Here is a 17,816-nt window from a genome sequence, read left to right on the forward strand (position 1 = left end):
AGCTTTGTGCCCGCCGCCTCCCAGCGGACCAAGGCGCGGCCGGAGCCGGGGATCTGCCCCCGGCTCTGTCGCCGCTCAGTTGAAAAACCAAGGGACATTCAATGCTGAAATCATCCGTGGAGCGGGTCGCCGAAGCGACGCCGCACGCCATTGCCAAACGCATGCACGGCCTGTCTGACCGTGCGCTCGCCTGGCTCTTCGTCGCCCCGTCGATCGTGCTGCTTCTGGCGGTCAACATCTTTCCGCTCATCTGGACGATCCGGCTGAGCTTCACCAATTTCCGTGTCAATCGCCCCAATGCCGAGGTCGAGTTCGTCGGCCTGAAGAACTACCTGAACATCCTGTCCGACCGCGACATCTGGCTGACCATGCAGGCGACCGCGCATTTCCTGATCTGGACCATCGTCCTTCAGGTGCTGATCGGCTTTTCGCTCGCCTACCTGATCAACAAGAAGTTCCGCGGCAACGATCTCTGGACGACGATCATCGTGCTGCCGATGATGCTGAGCCCGGCGGTGGTGGGCAATTTCTGGACCTTCCTCTACCAGCCGCAGATCGGCCTGTTCAACTATGCCGTTGGCTTCCTGACGGGGGCCGACCCGTCGAGTTTCTCCATGATCGGCGACGTGTCGCTGGCACCCTGGGCCATCGTCATCGTCGACACCTGGATGTGGACGCCCTTCGTCATGCTGATCTGCCTTGCCGGCCTGCGCTCCATTCCACCCAGCATCTACGAGGCGGCCGAATGCGACCGCGCCAGCAAATGGCGGCAGTTCTGGACGATCACCATCCCGCTCGTGCTGCCCTTCCTGATGCTTGCCGTGCTTTTCCGCGGCATCGAGAACTTCAAGATGTTCGACCTCGTGGTGCAGCTCACCGGCGGCGGGCCGGGCTCGATCACCGAGCTCACCTCGATCAACCTGAAGCGCGAGGCCTTCGAGAAGTGGCGCACGGGCTATGCATCCGCCTATGCCGTCATCCTCTTCGTCACCGTCTTCGGCCTTGCGTCGATCTACGTCAAAGCCCTGAACAAGGTGAAACAGCGATGAGCTATTCCGTTACCGAGCCGTCCCTGCGGCAGAAATGGTTCGCCGGCAGCCTGGTCGTGCTTTATGCGCTGATCACCATCCTTCCCCTGGTCTGGATCATCGCGACGAGCTTCAAGACGCCGGCGGATGCGATCGCCTATCCGCCGAAAACCTTCTTCACGCCGACGGTGGAAGGCTATGTCAACGTCTTCACCACGCGCACCCGCCTTTCGCCGGAACAGTTTCAGGCGCTCGGCGAGCCCACGACCTGGTACGACAAGATGGTGCGCAAGGACGGGCTCGTCATCTCCGGCCCCTCGCGCTTTTCCGAGCGTTTCACCAATTCGGTGATCATCGGCTTCGGCTCCACGGTGCTGTGCATCGTGCTCGGCACTGCGGCCGCCTATGCCTTCTCGCGCTTCAAGGTGCCGCTGAAGGATGACCTGCTGTTCTTCATCCTCTCCACGCGCATGATGCCGCCGATCGCCGTCGCCATCCCGATCTTCCTGATGTTCCGCTCGCTCGGCCTCAGCGATACCCATGCCGGCATGATCCTGCTCTATACGGCGGTGAACCTGTCGCTCTCGGTCTGGCTGCTCAAGGGTTTCATCGACGAGATCCCGATCGAATACGAGGAGGCAGCGCTGATCGACGGCTACACGCGGTTCCAGGCCTTCTACAAGGTCGTGCTGCCGCAGGCGGCGACGGGCATCGCCTCCACCGCGATCTTCTGCCTGATCTTCGCCTGGAACGAATATGCCTTCGCCGTGCTGCTGACATCCGGCAACGCCCAGACGGCGCCGCCCTTCATTCCCACCATCATCGGCGTCAGCGGGCAGGATTGGCCGGCCGTTGCGGCTGGCGCGACCCTCTTCCTCGTGCCGGTCATGGTGTTCACCATCCTTCTGCGCAAACATTTGCTGCGCGGCATCACATTCGGAGCAGTCCGCAAATGACAAGATTCTTCAACGGGTTGCTGCATCTGCGGCGCGGCGCCTGGGAAATGCTGGCATCGGTGCTGATCGCCATGGGCGTCGTCATGCTCATGCAGCCCTTCGCCCTCGTGCTCTATTCCTGGTCCTTCGTCATAACCTTGCTGGGTACGGTGATGTTCATCATCGTCAGCCATTTCCCGGAGTAGGCTGATGGCGCAAATCAGAATCCAGAACGTGCGCAAGGAATTCGGCGCCTTCACCGCGGTCCGCTCCTCCAGTTTCACCATCGAGGACGGCGAGTTCTTCATGCTGCTCGGCCCTTCCGGCTGCGGCAAGACGACGACCCTTCGCATGATGGCAGGCCTCGAACTGCCGACCTCCGGCGAGATCTTCATCGATGGCGAGGAGGTCGGCATGAAGCCGGCGAGCCAGCGCGACATCGCCTTCGTCTTCCAGATGTTCGCGCTCTACCCGCACATGAACGTGCGCAAGAACATCTCCTATCCGCTGGTGAGCCAGGGCTTGCGCGGCGAGGAACTGAAGACGCGCGTCGCCGAGGTTGCCCGCATCCTTCGGATCGAGCATATCCTGGACAAGCCCGTCGGCGGCCTTTCCGGCGGCGACCGCCAGCGCGTGGCGCTCGGCCGCGCCATCGTGCGCCGCCCGAAAGCCTTCTTCATGGACGAGCCGCTTGGCGCGCTCGATGCCGAGTTCCGCGAGCATATGGCCGAGGAACTGCGTGCCCTGCACGACCGCATGGGCGCCACCACCGTCTATGTCACGCACGACCAGCTCGAAGCCATGCAGATGGGCGACAAGATCGTCGTCATGAACCACGGCGTCGTCGAGCAGTTCGGCCGGCCGCAGCAGATCTACGACTGGCCGGCGACGAAGTTCGTGGCGCAGTTCATCGGCTCGCCGCCGATGAACTTTTTGGAGTTCGACGGCATGATCGGAATTGGCGGCGACAGTATCGATCTTGGCGGCGTGAAGGTGAAAGTGCCGGCCACGCGGGAGGGACGGGCCGGGCGGCTGACGCTCGGCGTGCGCCCGGAACATGTGCGGTTCAGCAGCGATGCGGCCTACCGCGGTCGCGTGATCGCCGTCGAATATCTCGGCACGACGCAGATCATAACGCTGGCGACGGAGCACGGCGACCTGAAGGCCCGCACTTCTTCCGGCAATATCGTGCGCGAGGACGAGTTGATCGGCCTCGATTTCGATGCGCGCACGCTGTCGCTCTTCGATGCGGAGAACGGCAAGGCGCTTATTTCCGAGGCCAATGAAGGAGTTCTGGCACATGGCTGAAGTCGTCCTTCAAAATGTGAGCAAGTCCTTTGGCAACACGCTGGCGCTCGACAATGTCTCGCTGACGGTTCCGGATGGCGCCTTCGTCGTGCTGCTCGGCCCGACGGGCGTGGGCAAGACGACGACGCTGAGGATGGTCTCCGGCCTCGACACGCCCGACAGCGGCGAGGTCTATATTGGTGGTCGGCCGATGAAGGGTCTGTCGCCGGCAGAACGCAACGTCGCCATGGTTTTTCAGCAATATTCGCTCTATCCGCACCTGACCGTTCGCCAGAACCTGGAGTTCCCGCTGAAATCCCCGCTCCTCAAGACACCGAAAGAGGCGATCGAGCGAAAAGTGCGCGAGGTCGCCGAAACCCTCCAGATCGCCCACAAGCTCGACAACAAGGCGACGGCCCTTTCCGGCGGCGAGATGCAGCGTGTCTCCATCGGCCGCGCCCTTGTCCGCAACCCGCAGATCTTCCTGATGGACGAGCCGTTGAGCTCGCTCGACGCGAAGCTGCGGGCGGACCTGCGCATCGAGCTGAAACGCATCCAGGCGAAAACCGGCGCGACCCTGCTCTATGTCACGCACGACCAGATCGAGGCGATGACCATGGCGACCCATGTCGGCGTGCTGAACGAGGGGCGGATCGTGCAGTTCGGCTCGCCGCGCGAGGTCTATGAACAGCCGGTCAGCGTCTATGCCGCGACCCGCCTTGGCCAGCCGCGCATCAACGTGCTGCCGGCCGACATTTTCTCGGGCGCGCCGTCCGGCGCGAAAAGCATCGGGCTGAGGCCGGAGCATATCGCGCAGGGTGAAGGCGAGGAGGCGCTGGTCAAGCGCGTCGAACATCTCGGCGACCAGACGCGCCTGCATCTCACCTTCCGCAAACACGATCTCATCACCGTCACGGATGCGCACACGCCGCTCAAGGGTGGCGAAACCATAAAAATCCAGCCGTCGCGGCCGCTCTACTTCGACGCGGCAGGCATGCGTTTAGCTTAAGGAGAACAAAATCATGGCGCAATTCATCAACAAGCGCGAAGACGTCGTCACCGAGGCGATCGATGGGCTGCTGGCCTTGTCCGGCGGCGCGCTCACCCGTCTCGATGGCTATCCGCATATCCGCGTCGTCAAGCGCAGCGATTGGGACAAGTCGCGCGTGGCGATCGTTTCCGGCGGCGGCTCCGGTCACGAGCCCGCCCATGTCGGCTTCGTCGGCGAGGGCATGCTGACGGCTGCGGTCTGCGGCGACGTCTTCGCCTCGCCGAGCGTCGATGCCGTGCTTGCGGGCATCCTGGCAGTGACGGGGCCGGCCGGTTGCCTGCTCATCGTCAAGAACTATACCGGCGACCGGCTGAATTTCGGCCTCGCCGCCGAGCGCGCCCGCGCCTTCGGGCTCAATGTCTCGATGGTGATCGTCGGCGACGACATCGCGCTTCCCGACCTGCCGCAGGCGCGCGGCGTCGCCGGCACGCTGTTCGTGCACAAGATCGCCGGCGCGCTCGCCGAACGGGGCGCCGACCTCGAAACGGTCACGGCGGCGGCAAGGCGCGTCATTGCCGGCACGCATTCCATCGGCATGTCGCTCGATACCTGCCGCGTTCCGGGCTCCCCGAAGGAGGATCGCATTCCGGAAGGTAAGGCCGAACTCGGCCTCGGCATCCATGGCGAAGCCGGCGTCGAGCAGATCGATTTCGCCGGCGCCCGTCCCTCCGTCGCCACCATGGCGGAGCGGCTCGCCGCCGTCATGGGCGAGGGGCCGCATGTCGCGCTGATCAACAATCTCGGCGGCACATCCGAACTGGAAATGTCCGTGCTGGCGCATGACCTGCTCGGCTCATCCATCGGCGGAAAGATCGCCCACGCGATCGGCCCGGCGCCGCTGATGACCTCGCTCGACATGCAGGGTTTTTCGATCTCGGTCTTCGCCGCCGATGCGGCCGAGCTGGAACTCCTGAAGGCACCGGTCTCGATCGCCGCCTGGCCGGGGGTTTCCGAGGTTCGGCCGATTGCCGTTGCGGCGCTACCGGACGGCCTGACGCCGATCACGCCCATGCGCTCGGAGCATCGGGCGACGCGCGAATTTCTGATCAATTGCTGCAACGTGCTGATCGCCGCCGAACAGGACCTCAACGCGCTGGACGCGAAATCCGGCGACGGCGACACGGGCTCGACGCTGGCGGGTGCTGCCCGCGCGCTGATCAACGCGATCGACCGCCTGCCGCTGTCCGATCACACCCAGCTGCTGCGCGCCATCGGCCAGGAACTGAGCCAGACCATGGGCGGCTCCTCCGGCGTGCTGCTCGCCATCTTCTTCGCCGCCGCCGGCGACGGCGCGTCGAGCGGCCTGCCGATGCGCGAGGCGCTGCGCGCGGGCCTTGCCCGCATGCAGGAGATCGGCGGCGCCAGCATAGGCGACCGGACCATGGTGGACGCCCTTTCCCCCGCCCTCGACGCGCTCGGAGAAAACATCGCCGCTGCCGCCAACGCCGCAAGGAAAGGCGCGAATTTCACGGCAACGCTCACCCGTGCCAAAGCCGGCCGCGCCGCCTACATCAACGCCAAGCAGCTTGAAGGCCATGTCGACCCAGGCGCCGAAGCCGTCGCGCGGCTCTTCGAGCATCTGGCGAGCTGACAGAACGCTGCTTCATCGGTCAGGCTTATGGATATCAATAGCCCGCAAGCGTGTCGAAACGAACGACCTTGACCGTCTCGCCGGCTGCGGCCGCAGGAGCGCCGGCGGGGCGGAAGAGCAGGGCGTTTGCCGCGGCGAGGAGGGCGAGCATCGAGCTGTCCTGTTCCGCGAAGGCTGCGACGGTGAGTTCGCCATCGCTGGCGGTAACGGTTGCGCGGAGATAATCGTCGCGCTCGCCCGTCTTGCCGATGGGGGAGGTCAGCCGTGCAGTCTCGAAGTGCGGTCCGGAAGCGTCGCCGCCGGTCATGGCGGCGATGGCGGATTTCAGGAACAGCAGCGCGCAGACCAGCGCCGAGACGGGATTGCCGGGCAAACCGAGCACCGGCATGTTGCCGAGCGCGCCGAACATCAGCGGCTTGCCGGGCCGCATCCGGATCTTCCAGAAATTGAAGCTGAGGCCGAGGGCCTTGAGAGCAGGGCGCACTCGGTCGTGATCGCCGACCGAGGCGCCGCCTGTCACCAGGAGAAGGTCGGCGTCCAGCCCCTGAAGCGCCGTTGTGATGGCGGCGTCATCGTCGAGGGCGATGCCGAGATCGAGCGGCTCGCCGCCCCAGGCGGCCACGAGCGCGAGGAGGGCGGGCCGGTTTGCATCGAATATCCGCCCGGCGCCGGCCCCAGCCGGATCGTTTGCCAGTTCGTCTCCGGTGGAGAGCACGGCGATCCTCGGCCGGCGGCGGACTGCGACCGTGCCGTGACCGGCGGCGGCCAACAGGCCGATGTCGCGTGCGCTGATCGTGCGGCCCGCCTCAATGATCTCGTCGCCCACCTTGAAGTTCAGCCCCGCCGGGCGAATGTACAGCCCCGGTCTGGCCTGCGCCTGGAAGACGATGCGGCCGCCGTCGGCCTCGACATCCTCCTGGATGACGATCGCGTCGGCCCCGATGGGCACGGGCGCGCCGGTGAAGATGCGCATGCAGGTTCCCGGCGAAAGCGTGGGCACGACAGGCGTGCCGGCCCTGGATGCACCAGAAAGCGGCAGACGCATGCCGACCGACGATATCTCGGCCGCCCGCACCGCATAGCCGTCCATCGCCGAGACGTCGAAGGGCGGCGAGGTCGTAAGCGCTTTCAACGCGGTTGCCGTGACGCGCCCGAGCGCTGCATGCAGACCGACCGTCTCCTCTTCGACGAGATGCATGCCGGAATTGATCAGCCGGCGCGCTTCCTCCACGCTGATGGCGCTTTTCCCGAAGGACTGGTCGAGACCCATGGCATGTCATCCCTGCTGCTGGCGGGGTGCACCCGCCGGTTTCGTTCACATCACTGTGACTGACGCTATATCTGTAACAATATAGCGCGTGGAGTCGTATCAGTCTTCGAGAGACGTTTTCGGATCGATACGGAGGCTTCAGATGGTTTCGAGACGGTGGTTTTTACTTCAGAGCGCCTGTGCGGCAATCCTGGCCGGGGCGCCATTTCGGCACGCGGCCGCGGCCGGCACGTTCAGCGTCACGCATTCGGACGAGGAGTGGAAGACGCTCCTGACGCCCGAACAGTACGAGGTCCTGCGGCGCAGCGGCACGGAGCGCCCGTTTACCAGCGCGCTTCTCAACGAGCACCGTCGCGGCAATTTCGCCTGCGCGGGCTGCGAACTCGATCTCTTCTCCTCGACGACCAAATATGACAGCGGCACGGGCTGGCCGAGCTTCTGGGCGCCATTGGACAAGGCCGTGGGCACCGAGACCGACGCGTCCTTCGGCATGACGCGCACCTCGGTGCATTGCAGCCGCTGCGGCGGGCATCTCGGGCATGTGTTCGACGACGGCCCGCAGCCCACGGGCCTGCGCTATTGCATGAACGGAATTGCCCTCAGCTTCAAATCGCTGGAAACCTGAAGGTCGCATGATGCTGCTGTTCCTGCTTGCCTATCTGGGTGGCGTGCTGACCATCGTCAGCCCCTGCATCCTGCCCGTGCTGCCGTTCGTCTTCTCGCGGGCAGACCGGCCGTTCCTGAAGAGAGGCCTGCCCATGCTCGCCGGCATGACGGTCACCTTCGCGCTTGTTGCGAGCCTCGCCGCCGTGGCAGGCGGCTGGGCGGTGGAGGCGAACCGTTACGGGCGCTTTGCGGCGATTGCCCTGCTCGCCGTCTTCGGTATCATGCTGCTTTTCCCCGCCATCGCCGAACGGGTCACGCGCCCGCTGGTGGATTTTGGCGCGCGGCTGTCGCGTTCGGCGGATGGCGGTATTGGCGGTTCGCTGCTGCTCGGCGCCGCGACCGGACTGCTTTGGGCGCCCTGCGCCGGCCCGGTGCTCGGCCTGATCCTGACGGGCGCGGCCTTGCAGGGGGCCAATATCGGCACGACGGTGCTGCTGCTCGCCTATGCCGCGGGTGCGGCGACCTCGCTGGCGCTGGCGATCCTCGTTGGCGGGCGGGTCTTCTCGGCAATGAAGCGCTCGCTCGGTGCCGGTGAATGGGTGCGGCGCGGGCTGGGTGCGGCGGTGCTCGTCGCCGTCGCGGCCATCGCGCTCGGGCTCGATACCGGCCTGCTGACGCGGCTGTCGCTCTCCGGCACGGTCGCGCTGGAAGAGCGGTTGATCAAGGCACTCGACGCGGAGCAGCCGGTCGCCATGAGCGGCAGCTCGGGCATGATGCAGGCCGATCCCGCCATGATGGCGGGTGGTTCGGCGATGATGGCCGGCGGATCGGCCATGATGGCGGCCAACCCGCAGGCCAATGCGACGGGCGCCCTGCCGGTCGAGGGCATCGTGCCGTCGCTTGCCGGCGCGGTCGAATGGCTGAACTCGCCGCCGCTAACGTCGGAGGGGCTCAAGGGCAAGGTCGTGCTGGTCGATTTCTGGACCTATTCCTGCGTCAACTGCCTGCGCGCCATTCCCTATGTTCGCGCCTGGGCCGAGAAGTACAAGGACCAGGGGCTGGTGGTGATCGGCGTGCACACGCCGGAATTCGCCTTCGAGAAGGATCTTGGCAATGTCCGCCAGGCGGCGGCCGATCTCGGCATTACCTATCCCGTCGCCATCGACAACGACTATACGATCTGGCGCGCCTTCAACAATCGCTACTGGCCGGCACACTATTTCATCGATGCGGAAGGCCGCATCCGGCACCACAAGTTCGGCGAGGGCGGCTACGACGAATCCGAGCGCGTCATCCAGAAACTTCTGGCCGAGGCCGGCGCCAGGCAGGTCGCCTCCGACATCGTGGCGGTGAACGCAACGGGCGCACAGGCCGCCTCCGACACGGCCGACGTGCTGTCGCCGGAAACCTATATCGGCTATGAGCGGGCGCAGAACTTCGTCTCGCCCGGCGGCGCCGTCAACGACGTGGCCCATGCCTATACCGATGGCGGGCCGCGCCTCAACGAATGGGGTTTCGACGGATCGTGGACCATCGGCCGCGAGCATGCGGCACTCGACGCTGCCGATGGCGCCATTGTCTACCGCTTCCATGCCCGAGACCTGCATCTGGTGCTCGGTCCGGCGGCGGATGGCAAGCCGATCCGTTTTCGCGTGACGCTGGACGGCGCGCCGCCGACGGAGGATCATGGCGTCGACGTCGCTGCCGACGGAACGGGTGTGATCACCGGCCAGCGGCTCTACCAGCTCGTGCGCCAGAAGGACGCCGCGCGCGACCGCACTTTTGAAATCCGCTTCCTCGACCCAGGCGTGGAAGCCTATGCCTTCACCTTCGGCTGAAACTTTGGAGACCAGACATGGCCCATTCATCGATGCACCGCAGACCCACCTTCCGTTCCACCACGCTGATGCTCTTCGCGCTCGCCGGCATCGCCTCGGCCGCGCCGGTGGCGGCGCAGGAGGGCATCGCCATTCCGGCACCCTCCGAGGATATCGCAATGCCGAAGGATACCGCCGTCGCGGTCTTCGCCGGCGGCTGCTTCTGGGGCGTCCAGGGCATCTTCCAGCATGTCGAGGGCGTCAGCAATGCCGTCTCAGGCTATGCTGGCGGCTCGGCGCAGACGGCGCATTATGAGATGGTCGGCCTCGGCGATACCGGGCATGCCGAAGCCGTGCAGATCAGCTATGACCCGGCGAAGATCAGCTACGGCAAGCTGCTGCAGGTCTTCTTCTCGGTCGCGCATGATCCGACGCAGCTCAACCGCCAGGGGCCGGATACCGGCACGCAATACCGCACCGCGATCTTTCCGCAGGACGAGGTGCAGGCGAAGGTCGCGAAGGACTATATCGCTGAACTCAACAAAGCCCGGCTGTTCAACGCGGCCATCGTCACCAAGCTGGAGCCCGGCCAGTCCTTCTACCCGGCGGAAGGCTATCACCAGGATTACCTGACGCTCAATCCGAGCCAGCCCTACATCGTCTACAACGACATGCCGAAGATCGAGAACCTGCGAAAGCTCTTCCCCGATCTCTACCGGAACGATCCGGCGCTGGTGTCCGAGGCGAAGACGTCGAACTGAGCGGAGAGAAAAACAGGTTCCGCCCGCAGCGCTTTGACCCTGCTCCCAAAAGAGCAGGGTCAGTCTGCATTACATCAGCATAAGCTTGTCATTCAGCGCCATCCAGCCGGCCGGCTCCTTGATCAGGGCCGCGGTGTCGTGTTTGCCGAAGATGCGCGTGAAGCTGCGCTTGGTGAAGATTTCGTGGAACATCGCAGAGGCGGGGCCGACTGGCCCGCCACGGGCGCCGAAGGCACCGGCAATCACGGTTTCCTGATAGGCACGCCAGTGCACTTCCATCGCGGTGCGAGCGACGAGCTTGCTCAGCGTCACCTTGATGCCGAGCTTGGCGACGGTCGTGGCGATGTTAGTCGCGAGACCGACCGCGGGGATCGGAATAGCGGCGCCTGCCAGGCCCACGCCGCGAACGCCGATCTTCGCGACTTTCGCCTTAAGCATCGCATCGACCCAACGCGTGACCGTTTCGCTCTTTTTGAACCCCGTGCCGGCCGCCTTGATGCCGATCAGATGTGCAGCGGTCGTGCCAACAGCGCTTCCCTCGCGCAGAATGCTGCCGACGTCGACGGCCGTCACGCCGGATGCCAGGCCGCCTGCAAGACTGACGGCACTTCCGCCCAGTCCCTTGAAAGTGCGCCCGGTGAAATATTTGCGGGTCTTGGGTGACAGACCGTCGTGGCCATTGGCCAGGAAGGCCGGGTTTGGGATGACCTTTTCGTCAGCCTCCTCGGCGCCGTAGACCTCGCGCAGAAAATGAATGACGGAAATGAGATTCGAGGCCGTATCATCCGCACTCGCGACAGATTCAACGACACACCAGCAGACGTCTTCCGCATCGGTCTTGTCGATCACACCAAAATTGAAACTACCAGGCACGATATCCCCCTTGGTCTAAAGCTTCGCGCGAGAAGCTATTCCAACGCCCATCAATTGATAGTTGCGATGTTACCGGATGAGGACTTTACAGCGCTTTAACTGAGCCTTCCAAAGACGAGCACGGTGATGTCGTCGAATTGCGGCGCGCCGTCTGCAAAGGCATAGGCCGTCGCCAGTACGCTACGGGCGAGGTCGGTTGCAGACGCGTTTGGGCGGGCGGCGATTTCGGCAAGGATGTTTTCTGTTCCGAACTGCTCCTGATCAGCGTTCTGCATGTCCGAAAGGCCATCCGAGGTGAGGAAAAGGCGGTCGCCCACGGCGAGCACGAGCTCGTGGTCGTGGAAGTCGAGCGCATCGATGACACCGAGCGCGGGATCGGGCGCTGTCGCCACTTCGGCGACGGTGTTTCCGCTTGTCCAGATCGGGTAGACGTGGCCGGCATTGCAGTAGGTGAGGCGGCCGGTGGCGACCTCCAGCAGGGCGTAGAATAGCGTGACAAATCGCGAGTTCGGATTGTTCTTGCCGAGTTCGTCATTGACGAGGGCGACGATTTCCGAGGGGCGCGGTACCCGTCCCGAAATGGCGTGGAATTGCAGGGTGCCGGCGCGCAGCAGGCTGCGCGTACGCGCCATGAAAAGGGCGGCGGAGGCGCCCTTGCCGGCGACATCGCCAATCGCCAGCGCAATCAGGCCGGGCGTCACCTCGAAGACGTCGTAGAGATCGCCGCCGATTTCCAGCGCTGGGTCGATGCTCGCGAAGATATCGAGCTGGGCGGGATCGACGGGGAAGGTGGTCGGCAGCATGGATTGCTGGCAGAGCCAGGCTTCCGCCAGCTCCCGTTCAAGCCGTTCGAGCTGGCGCTGGTTGATATCGCGCAGGAGCTTCTTTTCCAGAACCGCGCCGACGCGGGCGGCAAGCAGCGCGGGGTTGAAGGGTTTCGGCAGGTAATCCTCGGCGCCGAGCTCGATGCAGCGCACCACGGTCTCGATTTCGGACGCCGCGGAGATCATCACGACGGACAGCGATTTGAGCCAGCCTTCGTCGTTCAATGCCTGAAGCGCATCGATGCCATTCATGCGCGGCATCATCACGTCGAGCAGGATCAGGTCGAAGGGCTCCGCGCGCACCTTTTCGAGCGCTTCGAGCCCATCGCCGGCCTGCACGGTGTTGACGAGGCCGAGCCGCCGGAGGCGGCGTGCCAGCACATCCCGGTTGTCCTCGATATCATCCACGATGAGGATACGTGCCTGGGAGAAATCCAAAGAGACCTCATGAATGCTGTGCTGTAGAACCCGCGATCGGCCGCCATCACGTTACGCCAATCGCCGGAGGTTTCAAAGACGGCTCAGCGCCCGTTGATGGAGAGCATGCCAGTGACGGGGTCGATCGCCGTGTTGAAGGTGACGGCCTCGCTGGAGCTGTCGGTTTCCATGAGGGCGTTGATCTGGAAGCGCAGCACCCGCTCCATCTGATTTTCCGGCACGACCAGCACGACGGAAAGCTCACGGAAGCGCGGCTCGAAGCGGCGGATGACCTCTTCCAAGTGCTTACGGAACTGTTCCTGCTGGGCGGGTGAGGCGAGATGCTGGCTCTGTACCTCCGGCAGGCCATAGGTCAGGATCGACTGGCGCAGTTCCAGAAGTCTCTCGTCCTCGGGCAGGCGACCGGGACGGGTGTTGAAGAGAATTTCGAGATCACGCCGCACGGATTCGTGCATCTCTTGCATGGCGCGATCGACGTTGCGATCCGTCTCGATACTGTCGCCCTGTAGCAGCCGGTCGAAGAGGGGAAGCCGCGGAGGCGCTTTGTTGGGAAGGCGGGCCATGCTCTATCCTTCCTTGCTACCGCGACCGCATGGATTGCACTTCGGTCCGCATCCGGAACCCCGTCACGACTTGGTCGAACTGGAAATGCGGCTGGAGGTGCAGCACGCAGTTCATCACGCCGGGCCGACCGCTGACCTCGCTCATTTCCAATCGCGCGCCGGCGAGCGGATAACGCGCCTTCAACTCCGCGCTGGCGTCGGTGTTGCCGATCGTGTAGTTGCGCAGCCATTCTTCGAGGTAACGTTCGAGATCCTGCGGCGTCGTATAGGCGCCGACCCGGTCGCGCGCCATGATCTTCACGTAGTGGGCGAACCGGCTCATACACATGACGTAGTGCAGCATGGAGGAAAGTCGGCCGTTCACCTGGGCTGGAAGGTCGTTGTCACTCGGTGCCGCATAAAGCGATTGCGCGCCAAGGAAGACGACGGAGCGATCGAAATTGCACGGCGTGAGCGCGATGAAGCCGAGAGCTTCCAAAATCTTTTGCTTCTTGTCGGTCAGCTCGACTTCCAGCGGCCGCCGATAGGCGACCTTCTCGTCGGTCGAAAATTGCGCAACCGGCAGGTGGCTGATGACGCCGCCAAGATCGGCCTGCGGGCCGCGCGTACCACACATATCGGCAAACCAGCCCCATTCGCGAAACGCACGGATGGAGATCACGCCGAAGGCGAAGGCGGCATTGCCCCATAACCAGGAATCGACGCCCGCTCCGCCTTCGCTATAGCGGAAACCGTCCTGCCGTGAGGCGGAGTCCTTATAGCGGTCGCGCAACAGGATGCGCGGCATGGCGATCCCGAGGAAGCGGCTGTCCTCCAGGTCGCGGAGCCGGCGCCAGCGGTGATACTCACCGAGTTGGAAACCGGCATCGAGCCGCTGCGCATAGGAGAGGTCGGCGAAAGTGGTGACCCCGAACAGTTCCGGTGCGGCACCGAGGATGCAGGGGGAAAACGACGCCGCCGCGACCTGCGCTAGGCCGGAAAGCGTGCCGACATCGTCCTGCGGGCCCGCGCTACCCGATGGCGCGCGGTGACGCACTGCATGGTCGCAAAGCAGCAGCCCATAGGGCACGCCGCCTGGCATGCCATATTCCTCGCTGTAGACCTTGGCGAACAATGTGCTCTGGTCGAATTCGATCGCGCGATCGAAATCGCGCGAGAGTTCGGACCATGTGGCATTGAAGAGCTTGATGCGGACCTTGTCGTCGTTGCCGGTTTCCGACAGCAGCAAATCGACGCCGCGCCAAGTGGCTTCGAGCGCCTTGAACTCCGCCGTGTGGATGATCGCATCGACCTGGTCGCCAAGCAGCGGATCGATCGCCGCGATGTCTCGGGTTAGCACCGCCCGCCAGCCATCGCCGCCGCCGCGTGTGCCGAACCACAGGCGAAGGCACTCCGCCGGGTCGTCGCTCGCGATGAAACGGTCGAGCGTGGCGGAGATTTCCTCTCCGCCACGCTCGAGAACCGCATCGATGATGCGAAGCCGGATGCCGGCTTCGCTTTTTGCGCCATCGCCGTTGGAAGCGTCTTCCACGGCAATGGCTGCGTCTTGTTCCATGCCTGCGTCAGCCCATCTGCGGGATGCGCGCGACGAGGCGCATGGATGCGGTGAGCTCTTCCATCTGCAACCACGGGCGGAGATAAGCGACGGCGTTGTAGGCACCCGGGGAACCGGGGATTTCCTTCACCGTGACCTGGGCTTCGGCGAGAGGATACTGCGCCTTCATTTCTGCGCTCGCATCCGGATTGCCGTTGACGAAATTGCGGATCCAGTTGTTGAGCCAGTTTTCGCAATCACGAACTTCGAGGAACGAACCGATCTTGTCGCGGCCCATGACCTTGAGGTAGTGCGAGAAGCGCGACGTTGCCATGATATAAGGCAAACGGGCAGAGATCGCCGCGTTGGCCGTTGCATCGGGCTTGTCGTACTTCTTTGCGCGCTGCGTGGTCTGCGCGCCGAAGAACACCGCGTAGTCCGTGCTCTTGTAGTGGCAGAGCGGCAGGAAGCCGAGCTTGGAAAGCTCTGCCTCGCGGCGGTCAGTGATGCCGATTTCCGTCGGGCATTGCTGGTCGGCGTCGCCGTCGTCGCTGGTGAAGGTGAAGGTCGGCAGGTTCTCGACCTTGCCGCCGCCTTCCGCACCGCGGATTGCCACGCACCAGCCGTACTTCGAGAAGGCTGATGTCAGGCGCTCACCGAGCGCGTAGGAGGCGTTCATCCAGGTAAAGTCGTTCGACTCCATCTTGCTGACAACGCCATTGGCGTCGATCGGAGCTTCCTCGAACTTGAACTCGTCGATCTGCTTGCCCTGCGAGCCAAAGGGAACGCGGGCGAGCACGCGCGGCATGGTCAGCGTGACGAAGCGGCTGTCTTCGCTGTCACGGAAACCGCGCCACTTGATGTATTCCGAGCTGTCGAAGATCTTTTCGAGATCGCGCGGCTTGGAGAGTTCGGTGAAGCTTTCCAGGCCGAACATTTTCGGGCTTGCGGCCGAGATGAAGGGCGCGAAGGAGGCTGCAGCGACATTGGACATGCCCTGCAGCACTTCGAGGTCTTCCGTGCCGGAGCCGAACTCGAAGTCGCCGATGAGCGCGCCGTAGGGCTCGCCGCCGGGTGTGCCGAATTCGTTTTCGTAGAGCTTCTTGAAGGTCTGGCTCTGGTCGAACTCGACTGCCTTGGTCAAGTCCTTGTGCAGTTCCTTCTTCGACAGGTTGAGAACGCGGATTTTCAGCGTCGAGCTGGTTTCCGAATTCTTGACGAGGTAGTTAAGGCCACGCCAGCTGCCTTCCAGCTTCTGGAATTCTTCATTGTGCATGATGGCGGTCAGCTGCTTCGACATCTTTTCGTCGATTGCGGCAATCGCCTTGTTGAAGGTCTGCGTCAGGTTCTTGCTGAACGTGACCGTGCCGGAAAGGGCTTCCGACGTCAGCGTGCGCAACAGGTCCTGGATCTCGTCCGGCTCGGCGGTCTTGGTGACCTGGATGGCCTGGTCGAGAAGGCTCAGGGAGCCGGTTTCTTCTGCGACGGCTGTGCTGCCGGCTGTTTGGGTCTCGGCGCTCATTCGACTACTCCTTCGCTTTCTCGGCGCCAAGCTCGTTGGCAAGGGATGCAAGCTTGTCGGTGTTCTGCAGGACCTCCTCCAAGAGGCTTTCGAGTTCTTCCGACCGGTCCACCTTCGACATCAGGTCGCGCAGCTTGTTGCGAACGGCGAGAAGCTTGCGAAGCGGCTCGACCTGTTCCACGACGGCGCCGGGCTCGAAGTCGTTGATCGACTTGAACTTCAGCGAGACCGGCATCAACGTATCGTCGCCGGCCAGCGTGTTCTCGACCTTGAATTCCGCGCCGGGCGTCATGCGCTGCATGACGTCGTCGAAGTTGTCACGGTCGATCTGGATGAACTTGCGGTCGCGCAGCGGCTTCAGCGGCTCGTAGGGCTTGCCGGAGAAATCGCCGATGACGCCCACGACGAAGGGCAGTTCCTTGCGGACCTGTGCGCCTTCCGTTTCCACGTCGTAAGTGATGTGGACGCGCGGTGCGCGCACCCTTTTGAGCTTCTGTTGAACGCTTTCTGCCATGACGGCCCCCTCTTCAAGCGGTGAATGGTTGCGGATATGCGATAGGGAATTAATAACCTTGTTCGGTCGACGGCGGCTTGATGCCCGCCGCCAACAGGATGCGCTGAAGGTGGGCCGGGTCTTCGACCAGTTCCACCAACAGATCGGGTAGGCTCATGCGCGCACGCCGGACGGCGTCTTCGAGCGTGTACGACATGGGCGAATGCGGTTCGGTTTTGCGAAAGTAAGCGGAAATGCGCGTCAGTTCCGCCAACGCCTCGTCACGGGACTGGTAGCCCTCGATCTTGCGGACGACGACGGTGCCGGACACCTGCTGACCGCCTTCACCTTGCTGGCCCGCGTCGCCGGCGGAAACTTCCTCGCTGTCGGCAGAATAGTTCGCGACTGCAAGTTTGTCCGCGGCGAAGTGGGCAATCGAGCGGGAGATTTCCTCCAGCATTTCGCGAAGCGCTGAAACGGGCGGTGCATCGACACCAGCCACCGCATCGAAGGCTGCAGACATCTCCGCCAGCGCCGCCAGCGTCTCCACGATGACAGCCTGGGTTTCGGCGAAGAAGGCGACGGATGTATCCGCCACGCTTTCCAGGAATTGCTCCATGGTCACGGCGCCGTTGTCGATGCGCTCCTGGCGGCGGTCGGGATCAGTGACCTTCGCGAGGTCGCGCGCCTGCTCGTAGTTCCAGAGCGAAAAGCTCCATTGCGAGCCGCGCGTGATCGATACAAGCCGGATCGGCTGAATGAGTGTTCCGACCGCGCCCGAACCGTTGAGGCCCGCGACCGCGGAAACTTTCCCTTCCACACCGTCTTCGTCGAGTTCGGGGAAGCAGGTTTCCCAGAAGCCGTTGACGATGCCGGTGAGCACCTTCATGCCGTCGCGCAGGCCGGCAAAACCTTCGGTTCGCAAGAGGGCCTCAACGAGCCAAGCGGCAATTTCGAGATCCTTGCCGTGGGAAGCGAGGATCGTCATCGCGGTGTCGGCGACGGTGTCCCATTCCTCGGGCGATGCACCACCGGTCTCGACGGCGGCCCGTTCGGCGGAGCGGGCGGCGTTGCGGGCGTCCTTGGTGCGGTAATAGAGTGAGGCAGGCGAGCTATCGGCGCGCGGATCTGTCCCGGCAGGCGCCTCTTCCGAGATCGCCTGGAGCAGAGCGTCGATATCGATGACCTGCGGCAGAGCCATGGGTAGATATCCTCCTGCCCTT

Annotated in this window: 17 protein-coding genes; 9 read left to right on the forward strand and 8 right to left on the reverse strand. The window is 63.8% G+C overall.

The annotated features are described in order from the left end of the window. The first annotated feature begins 101 nt into the window (after positions 1-101). Genes J2Y63_RS01535 through J2Y63_RS01560 form a run of 6 tightly spaced genes read left to right on the forward strand, consistent with a single transcriptional unit; the run spans position 102 to position 5,892 of the window. Complete coding sequence (locus J2Y63_RS01535; protein ID WP_256114954.1) at positions 102-1,049, forward strand: carbohydrate ABC transporter permease; 948 nt, start codon at positions 102-104, stop codon at positions 1,047-1,049. Then, positions 1,046-1,984 (forward strand): carbohydrate ABC transporter permease, encoded by a 939-nt coding sequence (locus tag J2Y63_RS01540; RefSeq protein ID WP_435264614.1) that lies wholly within the window; start codon positions 1,046-1,048, stop codon positions 1,982-1,984. Before J2Y63_RS01535 ends, J2Y63_RS01540 begins: the two co-directional genes overlap by 4 nt. Continuing rightward, positions 1,981-2,169: a hypothetical protein gene (locus tag J2Y63_RS01545; RefSeq protein ID WP_256114952.1), complete on the forward strand. Its 189-nt coding sequence runs from the start codon at positions 1,981-1,983 to the stop codon at positions 2,167-2,169. The genes J2Y63_RS01540 and J2Y63_RS01545 overlap by 4 nt, the downstream gene beginning before the upstream one ends. Before the next feature lie 4 nt (positions 2,170-2,173). Beyond that, positions 2,174-3,271, forward strand: coding sequence for an ABC transporter ATP-binding protein (locus J2Y63_RS01550; protein ID WP_435264615.1), 1,098 nt, complete (start codon positions 2,174-2,176; stop codon positions 3,269-3,271). Then, positions 3,264-4,259, forward strand: coding sequence for an ABC transporter ATP-binding protein (locus tag J2Y63_RS01555; protein ID WP_435264616.1), 996 nt, complete (start codon positions 3,264-3,266; stop codon positions 4,257-4,259). Before J2Y63_RS01550 ends, J2Y63_RS01555 begins: the two co-directional genes overlap by 8 nt. A gap of 13 nt (positions 4,260-4,272) precedes the next feature. After that, positions 4,273-5,892 carry a dihydroxyacetone kinase subunit DhaK gene (locus tag J2Y63_RS01560; protein ID WP_435264617.1) on the forward strand — a complete coding sequence of 540 codons (1,620 nt, stop codon included), beginning with the start codon at positions 4,273-4,275 and terminating at the stop codon, positions 5,890-5,892. A 34-nt stretch (positions 5,893-5,926) separates the two neighbouring features. Here the strand turns inward: J2Y63_RS01560 and J2Y63_RS01565 are convergent, their stop codons facing one another. Beyond that, positions 5,927-7,162 (reverse strand): molybdopterin molybdotransferase MoeA, encoded by a 1,236-nt coding sequence (locus J2Y63_RS01565; protein ID WP_435264618.1) that lies wholly within the window; start codon positions 7,160-7,162, stop codon positions 5,927-5,929. 142 nt (positions 7,163-7,304) lie between these two features. On the opposite strand from J2Y63_RS01565, the gene msrB reads away from it, so the two are divergent. From msrB to msrA, 3 genes are read left to right on the forward strand one after another with little or no spacing between them, the layout of a single operon-like run. Next, a complete protein-coding gene (gene msrB / locus J2Y63_RS01570) occupies positions 7,305-7,787 on the forward strand; it encodes a peptide-methionine (R)-S-oxide reductase MsrB (protein ID WP_435264619.1) in 483 nt (160 codons plus the stop codon). 10 nt (positions 7,788-7,797) lie between these two features. Then, on the forward strand, positions 7,798-9,606 hold the full coding sequence (locus J2Y63_RS01575; RefSeq protein WP_435265027.1) for a cytochrome c biogenesis protein DipZ: 1,809 nt from the start codon (positions 7,798-7,800) through the stop codon (positions 9,604-9,606). A 17-nt stretch (positions 9,607-9,623) separates the two neighbouring features. After that, complete coding sequence (gene msrA, locus J2Y63_RS01580; RefSeq protein ID WP_435264620.1) at positions 9,624-10,346, forward strand: peptide-methionine (S)-S-oxide reductase MsrA; 723 nt, start codon at positions 9,624-9,626, stop codon at positions 10,344-10,346. A gap of 69 nt (positions 10,347-10,415) precedes the next feature. On the opposite strand, the gene J2Y63_RS01585 is transcribed toward msrA, so the two are convergent. From J2Y63_RS01585 to tssA, 7 genes are all read right to left on the reverse strand, one after another. Further along, the gene (locus tag J2Y63_RS01585; RefSeq protein WP_256114946.1) at positions 10,416-11,195 is read right to left on the reverse strand and encodes a hypothetical protein; all 780 of its coding nucleotides are present in this window, start codon (positions 11,193-11,195) and stop codon (positions 10,416-10,418) included. A 119-nt stretch (positions 11,196-11,314) separates the two neighbouring features. Further along, on the reverse strand, positions 11,315-12,481 hold the full coding sequence (locus J2Y63_RS01590; RefSeq protein WP_435264621.1) for a PP2C family protein-serine/threonine phosphatase: 1,167 nt from the start codon (positions 12,479-12,481) through the stop codon (positions 11,315-11,317). 83 nt (positions 12,482-12,564) lie between these two features. After that, the gene (tssE, locus tag J2Y63_RS01595) at positions 12,565-13,044 is read right to left on the reverse strand and encodes a type VI secretion system baseplate subunit TssE (RefSeq protein WP_256114944.1); all 480 of its coding nucleotides are present in this window, start codon (positions 13,042-13,044) and stop codon (positions 12,565-12,567) included. A 16-nt stretch (positions 13,045-13,060) separates the two neighbouring features. After that, positions 13,061-14,599, reverse strand: coding sequence for a type VI secretion system contractile sheath large subunit (tssC, locus tag J2Y63_RS01600; RefSeq protein WP_435264622.1), 1,539 nt, complete (start codon positions 14,597-14,599; stop codon positions 13,061-13,063). Positions 14,600-14,606: 7 nt separating this feature from the next. After that, positions 14,607-16,100, reverse strand: a complete 1,494-nt coding sequence (tssC, locus tag J2Y63_RS01605) for a type VI secretion system contractile sheath large subunit (RefSeq protein WP_256114942.1) — start codon at positions 16,098-16,100, stop codon at positions 14,607-14,609. Positions 16,101-16,104: 4 nt separating this feature from the next. Then, entirely contained in the window at positions 16,105-16,614 is a 510-nt protein-coding gene (tssB, locus tag J2Y63_RS01610; RefSeq protein WP_256114941.1) for a type VI secretion system contractile sheath small subunit, read from the reverse strand. A 49-nt stretch (positions 16,615-16,663) separates the two neighbouring features. Further along, positions 16,664-17,794: a type VI secretion system protein TssA gene (gene tssA, locus J2Y63_RS01615; RefSeq protein WP_256114940.1), complete on the reverse strand. Its 1,131-nt coding sequence runs from the start codon at positions 17,792-17,794 to the stop codon at positions 16,664-16,666. Positions 17,795-17,816 lie beyond the last annotated feature (22 nt).

Origin of the sequence: Shinella sp. BE166, assembly GCF_051201095.1 — a bacterium.
In the GTDB taxonomy this organism is placed as follows: Bacteria; Pseudomonadota; Alphaproteobacteria; order Rhizobiales; family Rhizobiaceae; genus Shinella; species Shinella lacus.